This window comes from Sphaerisporangium sp. NPDC004334, assembly GCF_053602655.1.
The window spans coordinates 95770-114322 of the sequence record NZ_JBSGDZ010000030.1 but is presented as its reverse complement, the minus strand read 5'-3'; the positions used below and the strand labels follow the sequence as shown (position 1 = coordinate 114322).

18 protein-coding genes are annotated in these 18553 nt (G+C 70.1%); 11 read left to right on the top strand and 7 right to left on the bottom strand.

The features are described from left to right. Positions 1-433 (bottom strand): alpha/beta hydrolase family esterase (locus ACWEN6_RS32730; RefSeq protein WP_452575677.1); only part of this gene is annotated, 433 nt, incomplete at its 3' end. Between the two features lie 48 nt (positions 434-481). Then, on the bottom strand, positions 482-1621 hold the full coding sequence (locus ACWEN6_RS32725) for a cellulose binding domain-containing protein (protein ID WP_452575675.1): 1140 nt from the start codon (positions 1619-1621) through the stop codon (positions 482-484). A gap of 370 nt (positions 1622-1991) precedes the next feature. On the opposite strand from ACWEN6_RS32725, the gene ACWEN6_RS32720 reads away from it, so the two are divergent. After that, the gene (locus ACWEN6_RS32720; RefSeq protein ID WP_452575673.1) at positions 1992-2261 is read left to right on the top strand and encodes a hypothetical protein; all 270 of its coding nucleotides are present in this window, start codon (positions 1992-1994) and stop codon (positions 2259-2261) included. 68 nt (positions 2262-2329) lie between these two features. Here the strand turns inward: ACWEN6_RS32720 and ACWEN6_RS32715 are convergent, their stop codons facing one another. After that, entirely contained in the window at positions 2330-3403 is a 1074-nt protein-coding gene (locus tag ACWEN6_RS32715; protein ID WP_452575671.1) for a PLP-dependent cysteine synthase family protein, read from the bottom strand. Between the two features lie 286 nt (positions 3404-3689). On the opposite strand from ACWEN6_RS32715, the gene ACWEN6_RS32710 reads away from it, so the two are divergent. Both ACWEN6_RS32710 and ACWEN6_RS32705 read left to right on the top strand, forming a co-directional pair. Beyond that, positions 3690-4286, top strand: a complete 597-nt coding sequence (locus ACWEN6_RS32710) for a sigma-70 family RNA polymerase sigma factor (RefSeq protein WP_354851880.1) — start codon at positions 3690-3692, stop codon at positions 4284-4286. A gap of 108 nt (positions 4287-4394) precedes the next feature. Further along, positions 4395-4778 (top strand): RidA family protein, encoded by a 384-nt coding sequence (locus ACWEN6_RS32705; protein ID WP_452575669.1) that lies wholly within the window; start codon positions 4395-4397, stop codon positions 4776-4778. Positions 4779-4972: 194 nt separating this feature from the next. Here the strand turns inward: ACWEN6_RS32705 and ACWEN6_RS32700 are convergent, their stop codons facing one another. Then, positions 4973-5809, bottom strand: a complete 837-nt coding sequence (locus ACWEN6_RS32700; protein WP_452575667.1) for an EamA family transporter — start codon at positions 5807-5809, stop codon at positions 4973-4975. A gap of 84 nt (positions 5810-5893) precedes the next feature. Between ACWEN6_RS32700 and ACWEN6_RS32695 the strand changes: the two genes are divergently transcribed. The 3 genes from ACWEN6_RS32695 to ACWEN6_RS32685 all read left to right on the top strand — a co-directional run bounded on the left by ACWEN6_RS32695 (position 5894) and on the right by ACWEN6_RS32685 (position 7873). Then, a complete protein-coding gene (locus ACWEN6_RS32695; RefSeq protein ID WP_380832510.1) occupies positions 5894-6475 on the top strand; it encodes a helix-turn-helix domain-containing protein in 582 nt (193 codons plus the stop codon). Between the two features lie 174 nt (positions 6476-6649). Then, the gene (locus tag ACWEN6_RS32690) at positions 6650-6955 is read left to right on the top strand and encodes a hypothetical protein (protein ID WP_354851888.1); all 306 of its coding nucleotides are present in this window, start codon (positions 6650-6652) and stop codon (positions 6953-6955) included. Positions 6956-7108: 153 nt separating this feature from the next. After that, a complete protein-coding gene (locus ACWEN6_RS32685; RefSeq protein WP_452575665.1) occupies positions 7109-7873 on the top strand; it encodes a polysaccharide deacetylase family protein in 765 nt (254 codons plus the stop codon). Positions 7874-7879: 6 nt separating this feature from the next. Here the strand turns inward: ACWEN6_RS32685 and typA are convergent, their stop codons facing one another. Further along, positions 7880-9733: a translational GTPase TypA gene (gene typA / locus ACWEN6_RS32680; protein WP_452575663.1), complete on the bottom strand. Its 1854-nt coding sequence runs from the start codon at positions 9731-9733 to the stop codon at positions 7880-7882. 509 nt (positions 9734-10242) lie between these two features. On the opposite strand from typA, the gene ACWEN6_RS32675 reads away from it, so the two are divergent. Then, positions 10243-10998 carry an alpha/beta hydrolase gene (locus ACWEN6_RS32675; protein WP_452575661.1) on the top strand — a complete coding sequence of 252 codons (756 nt, stop codon included), beginning with the start codon at positions 10243-10245 and terminating at the stop codon, positions 10996-10998. Next, positions 10995-12122, top strand: coding sequence for an acetate/propionate family kinase (locus tag ACWEN6_RS32670; protein ID WP_452575659.1), 1128 nt, complete (start codon positions 10995-10997; stop codon positions 12120-12122). The genes ACWEN6_RS32675 and ACWEN6_RS32670 overlap by 4 nt, the downstream gene beginning before the upstream one ends. A gap of 252 nt (positions 12123-12374) precedes the next feature. Here ACWEN6_RS32670 and ACWEN6_RS32665 read toward each other — a convergent pair whose 3' ends face one another. After that, entirely contained in the window at positions 12375-13811 is a 1437-nt protein-coding gene (locus ACWEN6_RS32665; RefSeq protein ID WP_452575657.1) for an aldehyde dehydrogenase, read from the bottom strand. Between the two features lie 412 nt (positions 13812-14223). Here ACWEN6_RS32665 and ACWEN6_RS32660 point away from each other — a divergent pair, with 412 nt between their 5' ends. Beyond that, on the top strand, positions 14224-15123 hold the full coding sequence (locus ACWEN6_RS32660; RefSeq protein WP_452575655.1) for a coiled-coil domain-containing protein: 900 nt from the start codon (positions 14224-14226) through the stop codon (positions 15121-15123). A 138-nt stretch (positions 15124-15261) separates the two neighbouring features. Here ACWEN6_RS32660 and ACWEN6_RS32655 read toward each other — a convergent pair whose 3' ends face one another. Continuing rightward, entirely contained in the window at positions 15262-16599 is a 1338-nt protein-coding gene (locus ACWEN6_RS32655; protein ID WP_452575654.1) for a GH1 family beta-glucosidase, read from the bottom strand. A gap of 70 nt (positions 16600-16669) precedes the next feature. Between ACWEN6_RS32655 and ACWEN6_RS32650 the strand changes: the two genes are divergently transcribed. Together ACWEN6_RS32650 and ACWEN6_RS32645 are read left to right on the top strand one after the other, a co-directional pair. Continuing rightward, positions 16670-17326, top strand: coding sequence for a TetR/AcrR family transcriptional regulator (locus tag ACWEN6_RS32650; protein WP_354851902.1), 657 nt, complete (start codon positions 16670-16672; stop codon positions 17324-17326). 90 nt (positions 17327-17416) lie between these two features. Beyond that, positions 17417-17842 (top strand): MerR family transcriptional regulator, encoded by a 426-nt coding sequence (locus ACWEN6_RS32645; RefSeq protein WP_452575652.1) that lies wholly within the window; start codon positions 17417-17419, stop codon positions 17840-17842. Positions 17843-18553 lie beyond the last annotated feature (711 nt).

Here is an 18553-nt window from a genome sequence, read left to right as displayed (position 1 = left end):
CCGCGATGCGGCCGGGGTCGATGTTGTAGCGCTGGCGGGCGTAGGCGACCATCGACATGATGCCGGTGGAGTCGCTGCCGCCGTTGCGCTTGAGCGCCGCCGGGGTGGAGACGTCGAAGCACGAGCCGCTGCGGGTGGCCTCGGGCAGGACGATGATGTAGCCGTAGCGGTCGGCGGCGGTGACGAAGTCGTGCCCGTTGCCGTTGAAGATGCCGCTGGCCGAGCCGCTGCAGTAGTGCACCAGCACCAGCAGCGCCGGCCGTGCGGCGACATTGTTGGGCACGTAGATGTACATGTTCAGATTCGTCGGATTGTTACCGAAACCGGTCACCCGGGTCAGCGACGCCGCCGAGGCGGGCCACATCGTCATGAGCATGCTCGCGAGCACCAGAGGTAGGGCGGCGGCCAGCATGGCCAAGAGCTTTCGTTTCACGCTGTTCTCCTCCGTCGGAAGACGCCGATGGCTCCGTCGCGGCGTGGGTCAGTTCGCGGTGCAGGTCAGCACGGGCACGCTGTTGGCGCCGTTCCACGTGCCGAGGAATCCGAACTGCGCGGTGGCGCCTGCGCCCAGCGAGCCGTTGTAGTCCACGTTGCGGGCGGTGACCTGCGATCCGCTGGCGCTGATCGTGGCGCTCCAGCTCTGGGTGACCGTCTGGCCGTTGCCGAACTGCCAGCCGACCGTCCACGACGAGATGGGTGCGCCGCCCGCTGTGACCGTCACCGCCGCCTGGAAGCCGCCGGTCCACTGCCCGGTGATGGAGTACGCGGCCGAACACGACTTCCCGCCCGGAGTCGGGGTGGGGGTCGGAGTCGGCGTGGGGGTCGGCGTCGGGGTGGGGGTCGGCGTCGGGGTGGGGGTCGGAGTGGGAGTGGGAGTCGGCGTGGGGGTCGGCGTCGGCGTCGGGGTGCCCTGGCTGATGCTGCCGGGGACCGACTGCAGCGCCGCGTACCAGGCGGCGGCCATCTTGTCGTAGCCGTTGGCGGTGGGGTGGATGCCGTCGATCAGGTCGCCGGTGGTGAGTTTGCTGTGCATGTCGACCAGGTGGACGTGCTTGCCGCTGCTGACCTTGCTCTGGACGATGCCGGGAATGGCCGCGTTGAAGGTGCGGACGGAGTTCTCCTGGCCGGAGTTCGACAGCGGGATGATCGTCGCGACGAACACCTCCGCGTTCGGCGCCCCCGAGGTGATGTGGTCGATCAGAGTGGACAGCCGCTGCGGGGCGCTTCCGACGTTGTAGTTCTGCAGGACGTCGTTGGTGCCGATGTGCAGCAGAACCGTGCGCGGCGAGTAGTTACGCAGCCAGCCCGCGATGTTGGCGTCGATCTGGTCGATGCGCCAGCCGGGGTGTCCCTCGTGGTCGTGGTCGCCGAGGTTGCCCGGCCCGTTGAACTGGGATCCGACGAAGTCGATCGTGTAGCGTCCGGCGGCCAGGCGCTGCCACAGCCCGATGCGGTATCCGCCGGGCACCTGCGTGCCCTCGGTGATCGAGTCACCCAGCGGCATCACCCGCACTCCGCCGTTGGACTCGGCGCTGGCCACGCCCATCCCGGTCGCCGTTCCCGTCGCCACCACGGCGACGGCCAGCAGCGCGGCGGTCAGCCATCGCTTCCATGCGTACATGCTTCGATCTCCCGACGTCAGCAGGTGAAGGTGGTTTGAGCCGGCAGGCCGTGCCGCCAGGGCGGTGGGTCGTGGTCGCCGCCGAGGCCCATGCCTCGGTAGAGGTACCGGCCGATCGTCCGTCCGGCGCGGAACGGCCATCGGGACCTCGGCGGTGCGACGGCCGATGGGTATGAGCCGAACTCAGGCGTTCTGGCCCAGGAGCACAAAGATCGCGAATGCGATGTTAGCGTTAACATCCGCTGGAGCGCGCCCCTTCTTCTCAGCCGGGGTGAGAGGTGTGGTGCGGCGGAGCCAATACGACGCGCCGGGGTCGCGTCAAGTGGCGGTGCCGCCGCCTCCACCCGCTGTGATGAGGCGTCATCGGGGCTTGCTGGCACTTGCCCGCGCGCGGCCGCACCGGCCGGGATGGACGGTGCTGAAAATTTCAGGCATGTGTCGGGCGCTGTCGCCGGCGACGATCATGCCCGCCATCCCGGTGAGAACCCGCCGGCGAAGGTCGTCGAATCCCGCGGTGGCGCTTGGCCTCGAGGTCGAAGACCTCGTCGAGGACCGGCTCCGGTGCGGCACCCACGGCGCGCACGCGATCCTCGACGACCTGGCCGGCTTCTTCAAGGTGGACCCGGCCGCGTCCGCCTGATCCGGCCACGTCCGTCCGACCCGGCCGCGTCCGCGTGCCCGGGTGACGTCCGTCGGTGGGTGGTCGGTTCAGTGGGTGAGGAAGGACCGCAGGTCGGCGAGGGCGGGCCCGATGTCGACGCCGCGTTCGGCGAGCCAGTCGTCATCGTCGTAGGTGCACCGGTAGCGCTCGCCGCCGTCGCAGATGAGGGTGACCACGCTGCCCTGCTTGCCGTTCTCGCGCATGCTCCTGATGATCTGGACGGCCGCCGCCACGTTGGTCCCCGTGGATCCGCCGACGTGGCGGCCGGTGACCTCGCGGACCCATCGCATGGCGGCGATGGAGGTGGCGTCGGGCACCTGGATCATGCGGTCGATCACCGAGGGCAGGAACGACGGCTCGACGCGGGGCCGGCCGATGCCCTCGATCCCGGAGCCGGAGGCGATCATCCGGGAGTCGCCGGCGACCCAGGCCGGGTAGAAGGCCGACCCCTCCGGGTCCACGACGGCCAGGCGGGTGGCGTGGCGGCGGTAGCGGATGTAGCGGCCGATGGTGGCCGAGGTGCCGCCGGTGCCGGCGCCGACGACGATCCAGGACGGCTCCGGATGCCGTTCCAGGGCCATCTGCTGGAAGATGCTCTCGGCGATGTTGTTGTTGCCCCGCCAGTCCGTGGCGCGCTCGGCGTAGGTGAACTGGTCCATGAAGTGGCCGCCGGTGTCCTGCGCCAGGCGGCGCGACTCCTCGTAGATGGCCCGGGCGTTGTCCACGAGCTGGCACTTGCCGCCGTAGAACTCGATCAGCGCGATCTTCTCGGGGGAGGTCGAGGCGGGCATCACCGCGATGAACGGCAGGCCGAGCATGCGGGAGAAGTACGCTTCGCTCACCGCCGTCGAGCCGCTGGAGGCCTCGATGACGGTGGTGTCCGGCCCGATCCAGCCGTTGGCGAGCCCGTACAGGAACAGCGAGCGGGCCAGACGGTGCTTGAGCGAGCCGGTCGGGTGGACCGACTCGTCCTTGAGGTACAGGTCGATGCCCCATTGCGGCGGAAGGGGGAACACGTGCAGGTGGGTGTCGCAGCTGCGGTTGGCGTCGGCCTCGACCGTACGGATCGCTTCGGCCACCCACGCCCGGACTTCCGGATCATGCCTATCCACGTACTTCATGGGGATACGTTAACTTGTGGTCCCTCTATGTGACCCTTACCACACTTTCCCGTGATTTGTCCGTTGTCTGTTACTATAATGAGACTTGTCCGGCCTGGAGGTGTGTCGACGCCACTCCGAGCCAGCTACCGATGAACCCCAGCTGACCTGCTTGGACCCCTAACGTCACCCTTACGAGTGAACCGCGAGCATGTGATCAGCCGTCGTATGGAGTAAAGCGGTTAGAGAGCCTGCATGGGTTCATGTCGGATGGGTAACGGGGGACAGCAGGCATGAGGGGGATTAGATGATCTCGATGACCGAACAGCAGCGTCAGGCATGGTTCGAGCGCGATGTCATGCCCGTGACGAGCCAGCTTTACGCGTCGGCCATGCGCCTCACCCGCAACACGGCCGATGCCGAGGATCTGGTGCAGGAGACCGTCGCCAAGGCCTACACCTCCTACCACCAGTTCCGCCCGGGCACGAACCTGCGGGCGTGGCTGCATCGCATCCTGACCAACAATTTCATCAACGACTACCGCAAGCAGCAGCGCTCTCCCAAGCTGTCCGCGGCCGAGGACATCGAGGACTGGCAGCTCGCCGCCGCCGAGTCGCACATGTCCACCGGCCTGCGCTCGGCGGAGACCGAGGCGCTCGAACTGCTGCCCGACAGTGTCGTGATGAACGCTCTGCGCTCGCTGCCGGACGACTTCAAGGTCGCGGTCTACCTGGCCGACATCGAGGGCTTCGCCTACAAGGAGATCGCCGAGCGCATGGGCACTCCGATCGGCACGGTCATGTCCCGGCTGCACCGCGGACGCCGCCAGCTCAGGACGATGCTGGAGGGCTACGCGCACGAGGAGGGCGCGCTGCGCGCGCCCGCCCAGTTCCAGGCGGCCTGATCCAGGGACCACGTCCGAAGGCCGGCACGGCGTCCGCCGAGGCGGCCTTCACGCGTTTCGCTCCGCCCCTGGTGGACGTACGCCTCGCCGTCCGCCTACGGTCTCGCCATGAAGACTCGCAGATTGATCTCAAGTGGTTCCACGTTCGAGCAGGCGGTCGGGTACTCGCGGGCGGTGGTCGACGGCGACTGGGTGCACGTCGCGGGGACGACGGGGTTCGACTACACGAGCATGACCATCGCCGAGGGCATCGTGGAGCAGGTCGAGCAGTGCATGAAGAACATCGGCGCCGCGCTCGAGGAGGCGGAATGCTCCTTCGCCGACGTGGTCCGCGTCCGGTACATGCTGCCCGACGCGGATGACTTCGAGCCGTGCTGGCCGGTGTTGCAGCGATACTTCGGCGAGGTGCGGCCGGCCGCGACGATGTTCGTCTGCGGCCTGTCCGACCCGCGGATGCGCATCGAGATCGAGGTGACCGCCCACCGGGTCTGATACGACCGGGACCAGGTGCACCGGGCGGGGTGGCCCTCGCCGGGCCGAGGCGCCGAGAGCGTGGCTTCCGCCACGCCGAGGCGATGAGGGCGTGGCTTTCGCTATGCCGAGGCGATGAGGGCGTGGCTTTCGCTATGCCGAGGCGATGAGGGCGTGGCTTCCGCTACGCCGAGGCCATGAGGGCATGGCTTTCGCTATGCCGAGGCGATGAGGGCCACCGCGCCGAGGGCCAGGCCGACCCCCGCGGCCTGCAGGGCGCTGAGCCGCTCCCCGAGCACGTACCTGGCGAGCAGGAGGGTGCTGGCCGGGTAGAGCGAGGCGAGCACCGCGACGAGGGTCAGCAGGCCGCGCTGGACCGCCATCAGATACAGCACGTTGGCGAGCATGTCGAGGATCCCGGCGGTGACGATGGCCGGCAGGGCGCCCTTGCCGGGCCTGACCGTGCGCCCGCTCGCCAGGGCCAGCGCGCCGGCGGCGACCGCGGAGGCGAGGCGGGCGCCGAACAGCGGCCACAGGCCGGCCTCGGCGGGCACCTGCTTGAGCAGGACGAAGAAGGCGCCGAACCCCAGGCCGGACACCAGGGCCTGGACGACCGGCGCCAGCGCGGCCCGGCTCCGGCCCGCTCCGGGCTCGCGGCTGACCAGCACCACGGCGGCCAGCGCCAGGGCGACCCCGCACAGGGCGGCCGCCTCGGGGCGTTCGCCCATCGCCAGACCGGCCAGGACGGGCAGCGCCGCCGAGGTGGTGGCGGTGGTCGGCGCCACGACGGACATGACCCCGGAGGCCAGGGCGCGGTAGAACAGGACCACGCCCACGCCGCCGCACAGCCCCGCGGCCATGCCCCACCCGAGCGCGGCCGGGCTCGGCGTCCCGGGCAGCAGCGGGAGCAGCGGAAGCACGAAGACCAGGCCGGTGAGCTGGGTGAGCATCACCACGGCCAAGACGCGGGAGCGTCTGGTGGCCAACCCGCCGAAGAAGTCCGCCGTCCCGTAGACCACGGCGCACATCGTCGCGAGCATCACCGCTGCCATGTCCGCTCACCCCCAATGGATTGCACTGTTAGTGCAATATATTGGGGGCAATGCGTTGTTCACAAATGCCACTAGACTGCACCTATGGCTGATCCGGGGACCGTCACGGCGGCGATCGCCAACAACGTCCGTGCTCAGCGCGCCCACCGCGGGCTCACCCTGGACGCGCTCGCCGCGCGGTCCGGCGTGAGCCGCGGGATGCTCGTCCAGATCGAGCAGTGCCGCACCAACCCCAGTGTCACCACGCTGACGCGCATCGCCGACGCGCTCGGGGTCACCGTGGCCCGCCTGGTCGAGGTGTCCGACACCCCGGTCGTCCGGGTGGTGGCCGCCGCCGACGCGGCCACCCTGTGGCGCAGCGACCAGGGCGGCTCGGCCCGCCTGCTGCTCGGCTCCGACGCCCCGGCCATCCTGGAGCTGTGGGACTGGACGCTGCAGCCGGGGGAGTTCCACGACGGGGACGCCCACCCGCCCGGCACGCGCGAGATGCTCACCGTGCTGTCGGGCGAGCTGACCCTGTCGGTGTACGGGAGCAGCCACGTGCTCAAAAAGGACGACGCCGTGCTCTTCAGCGCCGACCGTCCGCATCGTTACGCCAACGAGGGCGGCGAGGCGCTGCGCTTCGTCATGGTCGTCACCGAGCCGCGCGAGGCGCTCGACCAGTGACGATACCGCCGGTCGCTCCGCCGGCCGCGGGGAGATCCGGCTTCTTGACCGGCTTCTGTCCACTCCAGTAGGTCACGTCTCGACCACGGGAGTGCAAAGGCGCGCCCATCGGGGGTACATCACCGGTGTGTGCTTACCGCTGTGGCCCGCTGTGGCCCTACTGGGGGTGGATGGGTGACTGAGGCCCGCGCGGCTCTGGCGAAGCTCCGGGTGGAGCTCGTCAGCCTGGGGGTGACCGACGCGTACGACGTATGCGATGACGCGATCCTGTCTGTCTGGATTGGCCTGGTAGTGACCTTCCGCGATGGTTTTTACCGTTGGCAGGAGGGTGTGGTGAAACGTCGCCATCTGGGTACGGATCCGGTGGGTTGCGCCATTCGCGTGGCGCGTCGTTACGCCGAGTTGCAGGCCGACGCTCCTCCCTGGTGGGACGAGCTGGCCAAGGCTCTGCGGGGGGAAGCGGCCGATCACTATCCGTGACCCCTGCCGCTGTACGGGGGGGAGCGCGCGGTGGCATCGGTGCGGGTGGTTCTGCTGTGGCTGGCATGCTTGTTCGGGCTGGTCGTAGCCTTGCCTGGCTGCGGTCAGGTACGGGCGCCCGTTCGGGGAGGGTCGAAGGATGAGGTCATCCGGGTGCGGTCGTCCGCGCCGGTCAGGGCCGTCTCCGATCCAGCGCTGCTGGCCCTGCGGGTGATCGGCCAGCAGCCCGGCTGGCCGGGCACCCGGCCCGTCGTGGCGCCGGCCGAACGGTCCATCGCCTGCGCGCATGCCAAGTGCGTGGCGCTGACCTTCGACGACGGCCCCTTCGACTACACCGGCGCGGTGCTGGACGCCCTGGCCAGGCACAACGCCAGGGCGACGTTCTTCGTCGTCGGGCAGATGGTGACGCCGGCGACCGCGCCCCTGCTGCGGCGGATGGTCGCGGAGGGCCACCAGCTCGGCAACCACTCGTGGGACCATCCCGCCCTCACGTCGCTGTCCCGCGACGGCCTGCGGGGGCAGCTCGACCGCACCCAACAGGTGGTCAGGTCGATCACGGGGGTCACCATGCGGCTGATGCGCCCGCCGTACGGGTCGACCGACGGCAAGGTAACCGAGGAGACCGGCAGGGCCGGCCTCGCGCAGATCCTGTGGGACCTGGACACCCTCGACTGGCGCGACCGTGACAGCGCCCTGGTGGCGCGGCGGGCCTCGGCCGCCCGGCCCGGCTCGGTGGTGCTGCTGCACGACATCCACCGGACCACGATGGAGGCGCTGCCGCACCTGCTGGCCGACCTCAGCGCCAAGGGGTACACCTTCGTGACGGTGTCGGAGCTGTACGGGGCGCGTGAGCTCGTGCCCGGCAAGCGCTACGCCGGCGAGACCGGCGAGCGCCAGGACCAGAGCACGAGCCCGTAGCCGTCGTCAGTTGCCGCGCTTGGCGCGGGCGGCCGAGCGGCCGCGGGTGGCCGCGTCCAGGACGACCTTGCGCAGGCGGACGTTCTCGGGAGTGATCTCCACGCACTCGTCCTCGCGGCAGAACTCCAGCGCCTGCTCCAGCGAGAGCACCCGCGGCGGGATGACCTTCTCGGTCTCCTCGCTGGTGGAGGAGCGCATGTTGGTGAGCTTCTTCTCCTTGGTGATGTTGACGTCCATGTCGTCGGAGCGGGAGTTCTCTCCGACGATCATGCCCTCGTAGACCTCGGTGGTCGGCGAGACGAACAGCGTGCCGCGCTCCTGGAGGTTGAGCATGGCGAACGCGGTGACGGCGCCGGCGCGGTCGGCCACCAGCGAGCCGTTGTTGCGGGTGCGCAGCTCGCCGAACCACGGCTCGTAGGCCTCGAAGACGTGGTGCACCAGGCCGGTGCCGCGCGTCTCGGTGAGGAACTCGGTGCGGAAGCCGATCAGGCCGCGCGCCGGGACCACGAACTCCATGCGGATCCAGCCGGTGCCGTGGTTGGTCATGTGCTCCATGCGGCCCTTGCGGACGGCGAGGAGCTGGGTGATCGCGCCGAGGTACTCCTCGGGGGCGTCCACGGTGAGCCGCTCGACCGGCTCGTGCACCTTGCCGTCGACCGTCTTGGTGACGACCTGCGGCTTGCCGACGGTCAGCTCGTAGCCCTCGCGGCGCATCTGCTCGACCAGGATGGCCAGGGCCAGCTCGCCGCGGCCCTGGACCTCCCAGGCGTCGGGCCGGTCGGTGGGCAGCACGCGCAGCGACACGTTGCCGACCAGCTCCTTCTCCAGGCGGTCCTTCACCATGCGGGCGGTGACCTTGGAGCCCTTGACCTTGCCGACCAGCGGGCTGGTGTTGGTGCCGATCGTCATCGAGATGGCGGGCTCGTCGACGGTGATCAGCGGCAGCGGGCGCGGGTCGTCGGGGTCGGCCAGCGTCTCGCCGATCATGATCTCCGGGATGCCGGCGATGGCGATGATGTCGCCGGGGCCGGCCTGCTCGGCGGGCTTGCGCTCGAGGGCGTCGGTCATCAGCAGCTCGCTGATCTTGACCCGCTGGATGGTGCCGTCGGTGCGGCACCAGGCGACCTGCTGGCCCTTCTTGATCGTGCCCTGGTGGACGCGGCACAACGCGATGCGGCCCAGGTAGCTGGAGGCGTCGAGGTTGGTGACGTGCGCCTGCAGCGGCGCGGAGGGGTCGTACACCGGCGCCGGGATGGTGTTGGTGATCGTCTTGAACAGCGGCTCGAGATCCTCGGAGTCGGGCATGCCGCCGTTGTCGGGACGGTTGAGGCTGGCCCGGCCGGCCTTGGCCGAGGCGTAGACGATCGGGAAGTCGATCTGCTCCTCGGTGGCGTCGAGGTCGATGAACAGTTCGTACACCTCGTCGACGACCTCGGCGATGCGGGCGTCGGGGCGGTCGACCTTGTTGATGCACAGGATGACCGGCATCTTGGCGCCGAGCGCCTTGCGCAGGACGAAGCGCGTCTGCGGCAGCGGTCCCTCGGAGGCGTCGACCAGCAGGACGACGCCGTCGACCATCGACAGGCCGCGCTCGACCTCGCCGCCGAAGTCGGCGTGGCCGGGGGTGTCGATGATGTTGAGGGTCATGCCGCCGTGCTTGACCGCGGTGTTCTTGGCGAGAATGGTGATGCCCTTCTCGCGCTCCAGGTCGTTGGAGTCCATGACCCGCTCGTCGACATCCTGGTTGGCGCGGAACGCCCCGGACTGCCACAGCATGGCGTCCACGAGCGTGGTCTTGCCGTGGTCGACGTGCGCGATGATCGCGATGTTCCGCAGGTCGTCGCGGCTGTTCAAAGGCATGATGGAGTCTCGCTCTGGGTCGTGGAGGCCGGCCGCGGACACTGCGGCCTCCACCATTTTAGTTGATCGGGGTTACCACCACGTGCCGCGCCCGCGCAAAGCAAACATTTCTGGCATTGTTCACAAATTCGTGATGCGGTCGTCCACTAGCGCCCCACCAGCGAAGACGACCCGCCGTCCCGTCCGCCGGACCGCCGCCGGCGGGCCGCGAGAGCGGCTCCGGGACTAACAACGGCTCGCCCGGGAAGACATGCCAGCATGGTGGACGAAGGACTCATGCGACCGGCCGCCTCCGTGCACCGGGTCACCGACTCGGCGGTGGACCTTCTGACATGCAGGCGGCGCAAGGGCGAACGGTGCCGCATCGCCGTCTGGGGCCTGGTCATGGGCGCGTTCGTGGTCGCCTGCGTCACGCCGGTGGCCGCCAAGGCACAGGCGCTCGGGGCGCAGGCCCCCACGGCATGGGCCTCCTCCACCTGCGCGCCGGGCGTTCCCCATAAGCTTTTTCCATGCCCCTTGCCGCAGCATTCCCCGCGACGCTGATGACCAAGGACGGCGTACGGATCGACGCCGCGCACACCCCCTCCCGGGGAGACGCCGATCTTGGCATCGTCCTTGCCCACGGGTTCACCGGTTCCTGGCGAGAGAGCGCGACACGGCGCATCGCGCACGTGCTGAGCGGCTACGGCGGGGTGGTGGCCTTCGACTTCCGGGGCCACGGCAGGTCGGGCGGCCGCTCCACGGTCGGCGACGTGGAGGTGCTCGACCTGGACGCGGCGGTGGCGCACGCCCGCTCCATCGGGTACACGCGGGTGGCGACCGTCGGCTTCTCGATGGGCGCCGCGATCGCCGTCCGGCACGCCGCCCTGCACAGAGGCACCGACGCGGTGGTGGCCGTGAGCGGTCCCGCCCGCTGGTACTACCGCGGCACCCGCCCCATGCGGCAGGTCCACTGGGCCATAGAGCGGCCCTCCGGACGGCTGGCCGCCCGGGTGGCCAAGCGCACCCGCATCCAGTCCGGCACGTGGGACCCGGTGCCGCTCGCGCCGCACGAGGCGGTCGGGCGCATCGCGCCCACGCCGCTGCTGATCGTGCACGGCGACGCCGACGCCTTCTTCCCGCTGGAGCACGCCCACCAGCTCTACGATGCGGCGCGCGAGCCGAAGGAGCTGTGGATCGAGCCGGGGTACGGCCACGCCGAATCCGCCGCCACCCCCGGCCTCATCAGGCGCATCGGATCGTGGATCACGGAGGTGCCGCGGTGATCCTGGTGATCAACTCCGGGTCGTCCTCGGTGAAGTACGAGCTCATCGACGTGGAGGGCCCCACCCGGCACCAGGCGGGCAAGATCGAGCGCATCGGCGAGCCGGGGTCGCCGTACCCCGACCACGCGGCCGCGCTGGAGAAGGTCGCCGAGGAGGTCGCCCCGCACGCGGGCGGGCTCACCGCCGTCGGCCACCGCGTGGTCCACGGCGGAGCCGCCTTCACCGGTCCCGTCCTGATCGACGACGACGTCGTCAAGCAGATCGCGGAGGCCGTGCCGCTGGCCCCGCTGCACAACCCGTCGAACCTGGCGGGCATCGAGGTCATGCGCCGGCTCCACCCCGGCCTGCCGCAGGTGGCCGTCTTCGACACCGCCTTCCACAGCACGCTCACCCCGGCCGCCCGCACCTACGCGATCGACCGCGAGGTCGCCGAGCGGGCCGGCGTGCGGCGCTACGGGTTCCACGGCACCTCCACGGCCTACGTCTCCCGCGTGGCCGCCGAGATGGTGGGCAAGCCCGACATGGCCAACGTCATCGTGCTGCACCTCGGCAACGGCGCGAGCGCCTCGGCCGTGTCGGCGGGCCGCTGCGTCGACACCTCCATGGGCATGACCCCGCTGGAGGGGCTGGTCATGGGCACCCGCTCCGGCGACGTGGACCCCGGGGTGATCTTCCACCTGATCCGGGGCGGCATGACGCCGGACGAGGTCGAGGAGATGCTCGTCCACCGCAGTGGGCTGTACGGCCTGTGCGGCGACAACGACATGCGCACGGTCCTCGACCGGGTCGCCGCGGGCGACGACGAGGCCGCGCTGGCCTACAACGTGTACTGCCACCGGCTGCGCAAGTACATCGGCGCCTACACCGCGGTGCTCGGCCGGGTGGACGTCATCGTGTTCACCGGCGGGGTCGGCGAGAACTCCGCCCCGGTGCGGCGCAAGGTGCTCTCGGGCCTCGCGCCGATGGGCATCCGCCTCGATCCGACGCGCAACTCCTCGGTGCGCGGCGCCCGGCTGGTCTCCGCCGACGACTCGGCCGTGGCGGTCGCCGTCGTGCCGACCGACGAGGAGCTCGAGATCGCCATCGAGACCGCCGCCGTAGTGGCGCGAACCAATTTGGAATAAATGTCGTCTACCTCCTCAGGAGGTATGAGGTCCACCAGGGGACAGCCTTTACCCGGGCAGTACTCCTGACGGGGGCGACCTCGGACATCCTTGTAATGCGGGGCCGTCGCCCAGCGACGCGGGGGCGCGCTGGGCGGCGGTTGCGCACGACGTCGGCCGTGGTGGCACGACGTCGGCCGTGGTGGCACGACGTCGGCCGTGGTGGCACGACGTCGGCCGGGGGTGGCACGACGTCGGCCGGGGTGGACGGCCTCAGCCCAGGCGGGCGATCGACTTGTACTCCAGGTATCCGGCCAGGCCCTCGGGGCCGAGCTCGCGGCCGACGCCGCTGGCCTTGAACCCGCCGAACGGCGTGGACGGCTCCATGGTGTTCATCATGTTGACGCCGTAGGTGCCGGCGCGGACCCGGCGGGCGACGTCCATGCCGTGGTCGGTGTCGGCGGTCCACACCGTGCCCGACAGCCCGTACTCGCTGTCGTTGGCGATGCGGACGGCGTCCTCCTCGTCCTGGTACTCGATCACCGACAGCACCGGGCCGAAGATCTCCTCGCGGGCGATGCGCATGTCGTTCGAGACGCCCGCGAAGACGGTCGGCGCGACGTACCAGCCGCGGTCGCGGGGCCGGTCCAGGCCGCCGAGCACCGGCTTGGCGCCCTCCTCGATGCCGATCTTGATGTAGCCCTCGACGCGCTCCTGCTGGCGCTTGGCGACCATCGGTCCGATGCCGGTGGCCGGGTCGGCGGGGTCGCCGACCGCCTGCCCGGCGACCATGTCGGCGATGGCCTGGACCACCTCGTCGTAGCGGGAGGCGGAGGCGAGGATGCGGGTCTGCGCCACGCACGCCTGGCCGTTGTTCATCAGCGAGGCGATGGACAGGAACCCCATGGCGGAGGGCAGGTCGCAGTCGTCCAGGATGATCGCCGCCGACTTGCCGCCCAGCTCCAGGCTGCAGCGCTTCAGCTGCTCGCCGCAGATGCCGCCGATGCGCCGGCCGGCGGCGGTGGACCCGGTGAAGGCCACCTTGTCGACGCCCGGGTGCGAGACCAGGTGCTCGCCGGCCTCGCGGCCCGCGGCCACGATGTTGACCACGCCCTCGGGAATGCCGGACTCCTTGACCATCTCGGCCAGGAGGTAGGAGTCGAGCGGGGTCTCGGGGGCGGGCTTGACGACGACCGTGCAGCCGGCGAGGAGGGCGGGGGCCAGCTTGGTCATGATGACGAACTGCGGGACGTTCCACGGCACCACGGCGGCGACGACGCCGACCGGCTCGCGCCGGACGGTCACCGGGCCGAACAAGCCGGGACGTTCCTCCTCGATCGCGAAGCTCTTGCCGAGCTCGCTGTAGTACTGGAGCATGCCGAGCGGCTGCGGGGCCTGGGCGAGCTGGGAGAAGGTGATGGGCGAGCCCATCTCCAGGGTGATCAGCTCGGCCATCTCGGCCTGCCGGGCGGCGTACAGCCCGGCGAGCCTGCCGATCACCTCGGCGCGCTCGGCCATGGTCATCCGCGGCCACGGCCCGTGGTCGAAGGCCTGGCGGGCGGCGGCCACGGCGCGGTCCATGTCGGCGGGGGCGCCGTCGGGCACCCGGCCGACGACCTCCTCGGTGTGCGGGGAGACGACGTCGATCGTCGCGGTGCCCGAGGGAGCCACCCAGTCGCCCCCGATGAACAGACGGTCGTGCTGGAGCATGAGACTTGCCTCCTGGTCGGGCGGGGCCTGGTCCGGTCGGACCGGACGCCCGCTGGACGATCTTGCCGCGAGGACGCCCACGGGCCGTCCGCGGTGTCCGGTGGATACGACAGAACCATGTTCTACACAACTCGACAAGAGCCGGGGAGCGGAAGGCCCGGCGCGGCGCCCCTCGCCGGCATCGCCCGGGCCGGTCCGCCGGCCGGCGAGTGCCGTGGTCGCCGGCGGTGGGCATCGTGAGGTGCCGCCGGTCGTCGGCGTGTGACCCGGGGCCCAATTACCGGGATTTCCGCACCCTGCGTAGTCGCGAAGTGGTAGATACTTCGCCAATGGTGTATAGGTTCCTCCGATCGTGTGACAGGCCCGAAGATCGGCTTCTATAGTTTCGGGGCGTCGGGAATGGGGAGGGCTGATGCGATCAGGCCGTGCGGTCGTGCTGGCGGCCGTCCTCCTGGGCCTGTTCACCGCGCTGGTGATCCCGCCCGCCGATGCCAAGCCCACCCCGCAGTCCCAGCTCGACAAGCTGACCAAGCAGGCCGCCGATCTGCAGAAGGCCTACCGCGGTGAGATCCAGAGCCTGCAGGACACCCGCGACGCGGTGCGGAAGGCCGGGCTGCGGGTCAAGAAGCTCCGCGGCGACCTGGCCGACGCCGAGCGCCGGATGGGGCAGTTCTTCGCCACCTCCTACATGGCCGGCTCGGTCGACGGCCCGCAGGTCATCAACTACACCGGCGACCCCGACGCGATCCTCGGGCAGGCCGCCACCGTCACCTACCTGGCCGAGGAGAAGAACCAGCGGCTGAACCGCATCTCCGGACTGATCAAGGAGTCCAAGGATGCCAAGAAGCAGGCCGACGGCAAGATCGGCGACCTGAAGAAGGAGATCGCCCGCCTGGAGGACAAGAAGGCCGACGTCGAGCGGCTGCTCAAGAAGTTCGGCTTCCAGACCCCCGACGCCGGCAGCGGCCTGACCTCCCGCATGGTGAGCATCCGCAACGTCATCATGCAGAACTTCCCGATGCCGTTCGGCGTCGGATGCCTGCGCGCGGGGGACCCCGGCGAGCACGGCAAGGGCCGCGCCTGCGACTTCATGATGAGCACCGGCGGCCGCATGCCCGACGCCGCCTCCAAGGCGCGCGGCGACGCCCTGGCCCAGTGGTGCATCGAGAACGGCCGCCAGATCGGGATCATGTACATCATCTGGCAGCAGCGCTACTACGACATCCGCACCGGGGCCGGCTGGCGCATGATGTCCGACCGCGGCGGCATCACCGCCAACCACTACGACCACGTCCACGTCTCGGTCTTCTAGACCCTTCTGGACCCTTCTGGACCCTTCTAAACCCTTCTGGACCCGGACGGCCCGCCTGCCGTACCCCGCTCCGGGCGTCTCGCGGGCGCCGGTGTTCTCCAGACGGGGGTGTCCTGTCGCGGCGTCCGGCGCAGAGCTCTAGGCCGGCGTCCCGTGGTGGCGTTCGGCGGCGAGGCGGTTCTTGAGCCAGTGGTAGGACGCCTTCGGCGTGCGCTTCTGGGTGGCGAAGTCGACGTGGACCAGGCCGAACCTCTGGTTGTACCCCTCGGCCCACTCGAAGTTGTCCAGGAGCGACCAGACGTAGTACCCCCGCACGTCCACCCCCTCGGCCATGGCCGCGCGCAGCGCCGCGATGTGGCCGTCCAGGTAGGCGATGCGCCCCTGGTCGTCCACCACGCCGTCCGGGCCGGGCTCGTCGGCCTGCGAGCACCCGTTCTCGGTCACGTACACCGGCGGCAGCGCGTCACCGTAGCGCGCCCGCAGGCCCGTGAGCAGCTCGCGCAGCCCGTCCGGGACGACCGGCCAGCCGAAGGCGGTGGTCGGGTGGCCGGTGACGCCCGCGTCCACGAACGGCAGCCCACCGGTGTCCGCCCCGGGGGCGGGGGCGGCCACGCGGGTCGGGTTGTAGTAGTTGACCCCGAGGCCGTCCAGCGGCTGGGCGATGACCTCCAGGTCGCCGTCGCGGACGGCGTCGAGCGCGGGCACGCCGAAGGCCGACAGGTCCGGGTAGGAGCCGAGGAGCACCGGGTCGTTGAACAGCCTGTTGTGCAGGGTGTCGTAGGCGTCGGCGGCGCGCGCGTCCCGCTCCGCGTCCGAGGCGGCCCAGACCGGCGTGCAGTTGTTGGTGACCAGCACCCGTCCGGCGCCGTTCGCGCGCAGCGCCTGGGTGGCCAGGCCGTGCCCGAGGAGCTGGTGGTGGGCGGCGGGCAACGCGTCCAGGAACAGCGCCCGGCCCGGCGCGTGCGTGCCCAGGGCGTACCCGAAGACCATGTGGATGAACGGCTCGTTGAGGGTGATCCAGATGGGCACCCGGTCGGCGAGGCGGGCGGAGACGGTGTGGGCGTAGTCGGCCAGGCGGTGGGCGGTGTCGCGGTTCAGCCAGCCGCCCCGGTCCTCCAGCGCCTGCGGCAGGTCCCAGTGGAAAAGCGTGGCCGCCGGGATGATGCCCTGGGCGCAGAGCCCGTCGACGAGGCGGTCGTAGAAGTCGAGGCCGGCCTGGTTGACCTCCTGGTCTCCGCGCGGGTGGATTCTCGGCCACGATATGGAGAAGCGGTAGGAGTTCACCCCCAGATCCGCCATGAGCGTGACATCCTCTGACCAGCGGTGGTAATGATCGCAGGCGACGTCTCCGGTGTGACCATCGCGCACGTGGCCGGATTCATGGGCGAAGGTGTCCCAGATGGAGGTTCCCCGGCCGTCCTCCGCGGCGGCGCCCTCGATCTGGTAGGAGGCGGTCGCGGTACCCCAAAGGAACATGGTGACCTCCAGCAATATGAGTGATTCTCATGTTAGGCGCAGCAACCGGTTTCGGGAGGATGATGGGGAGATGATGAACGTCTCCGCAGGGACGCTTCGCCGCCGTCCCGCCCAGCGCCGCAGCCTCGAGCGGGTCGAGCGGATGCTGGACGAGTGCGCGCGACTGCTGGACGAGGTGGGCTACGACGGGCTGACCACCAAGGAGGTCGCCCGCAGAGCGGGAGTGCCCATCGGCACCTTCTACCAGTTCTTCCCCGACAAGCAAGGGCTCGTGCGGGCGCTGGCGCTGCGCAACCTCGACGGCTTCCTCGACCGGCTGACCATCCGGCTCGGCTCCGCCGAGATCACCGACTGGACCGACGCCGTCCACCTGGCCGTGGACGAGTTCGTCGCGATGAAGCGCACCACCCCCGGGTTCGCCATCGTCGACTTCGGTGAAATCCTGTTCTCCCCGGGCGGGCCGGCGCTCAAGGGCACCAACCGCCTGCTGGACGCGGCGCTGGAGAACAACGTCATCGTGGCCGACCGGCTCAGGGCGCTCACCATCGACCTGCTCGGCGCGCCCCGCGGGCCGGGTCTCGACCGCGCCCTCGTGGTGGCCGTCGAGGCGGCCGACGCCGTGCTCAAGCTCGCCTTCCGCCTGCACCCCGACGGCGACCCCGACCTGATCGCCGAGTGCAAGAACCTCGTCCGCCGCTACCTGGCCGACCACCTGCCGGAACGCTGAGGCCGCCGGCCGGGCGGGGCCGCCGTACGGGAGAGGGCGGCGCCGCCGGAGGCTTGACCTGGAGCCCACTCCAGGTGGCATTCTCGGCGGGTGAGCATCTACACACCGGGACAGGTCGCGGAGGAGACCGGCTTCAGCCTCGACACCCTCCGCTACTACGAGCGCATCGGCCTGCTCGAGCCGATCGAGCGCAACTCCGCCGGGCAGAGGCGGTTCAGCGAGGAGGACGTCGGCTGGCTCGGCATGGTGCGGTGCCTGCGCGACACCGGGATGCCCATCGCCGAGATGCTGCGCTTCACCGCGCTCGTGCGGGGCGGGCGGCAGACCATCGGCGAGCGCATCACCCTGCTCGAGGCCCACGACCGGGAGGTGGAGGAGCAGATCTCCCGGCTCAGGGAGCGGCAGGCCGCCATCCAGCGCAAGATCCACCACTACCGCGACCTCCTCGCCGAGCAGGCCGACCCGGCCCCCTGCGCCCACCCCGCCGCCCCCGGCGACCACGCCGCCTCCAACTGACCGGGCACCCCCGCTCCCGGTCACCTCGGCAGGCGGCCGCGTTCGTGGGGCCCGCGGCCACCGGCAGTGGTCTATGGCCCCAGTGATGTTGTCCAGCCGATCAGCGAGCCAGGCCGGAGGCCGGTCGCGGAGGTCGGCCTAGGCAGGGAGGAACGCGGTCAGCAGGTGGATCACGGTCCGGGGTACGACTGCCGCGCAGCGGGTCTTGCCCTGCACTGTTAAGTCGGCCAGCGACGTTCGGCATGGGGGACGTCTTCTATGAGGCCGGCGGAAGCCCCCATCCGCCGGGAAACGACCACGAGTTTCCTCGTGGACCTGGTGTGCGAGACGGAGTTGCCTTCGTTGTACCGCACCACGTGGTCGGCGGCGCCGAGAGCGGCGACCAGGCGCGCGATCTCGAGAAAGCCAAGACAAGATCACTCGAGCTCGTATCGCCTAGCAGGACCATCTCGGTCGGGTGGCTGCGATCGGCCTGAGAACGTCAAAGGACGGCACCGGCGAAGACCGCGTCAACGGCGCATCCCTGAGGTGCCGGTCGGTTCGATCACTCCTCGCGAAGACCCAGGTATATCCCGACCCTGCCCCAGAACCCCGGTTGTGGGCGCGCGAGTGGATCTTCTAGTGCGTCCGAAAGGTTGCGTCCGAAGTGCTCCAATGGCGGACGTGGCTTGTAGTCCTCTTGGAGAAAAAAATCTTCGTCGAGGCGGGGAT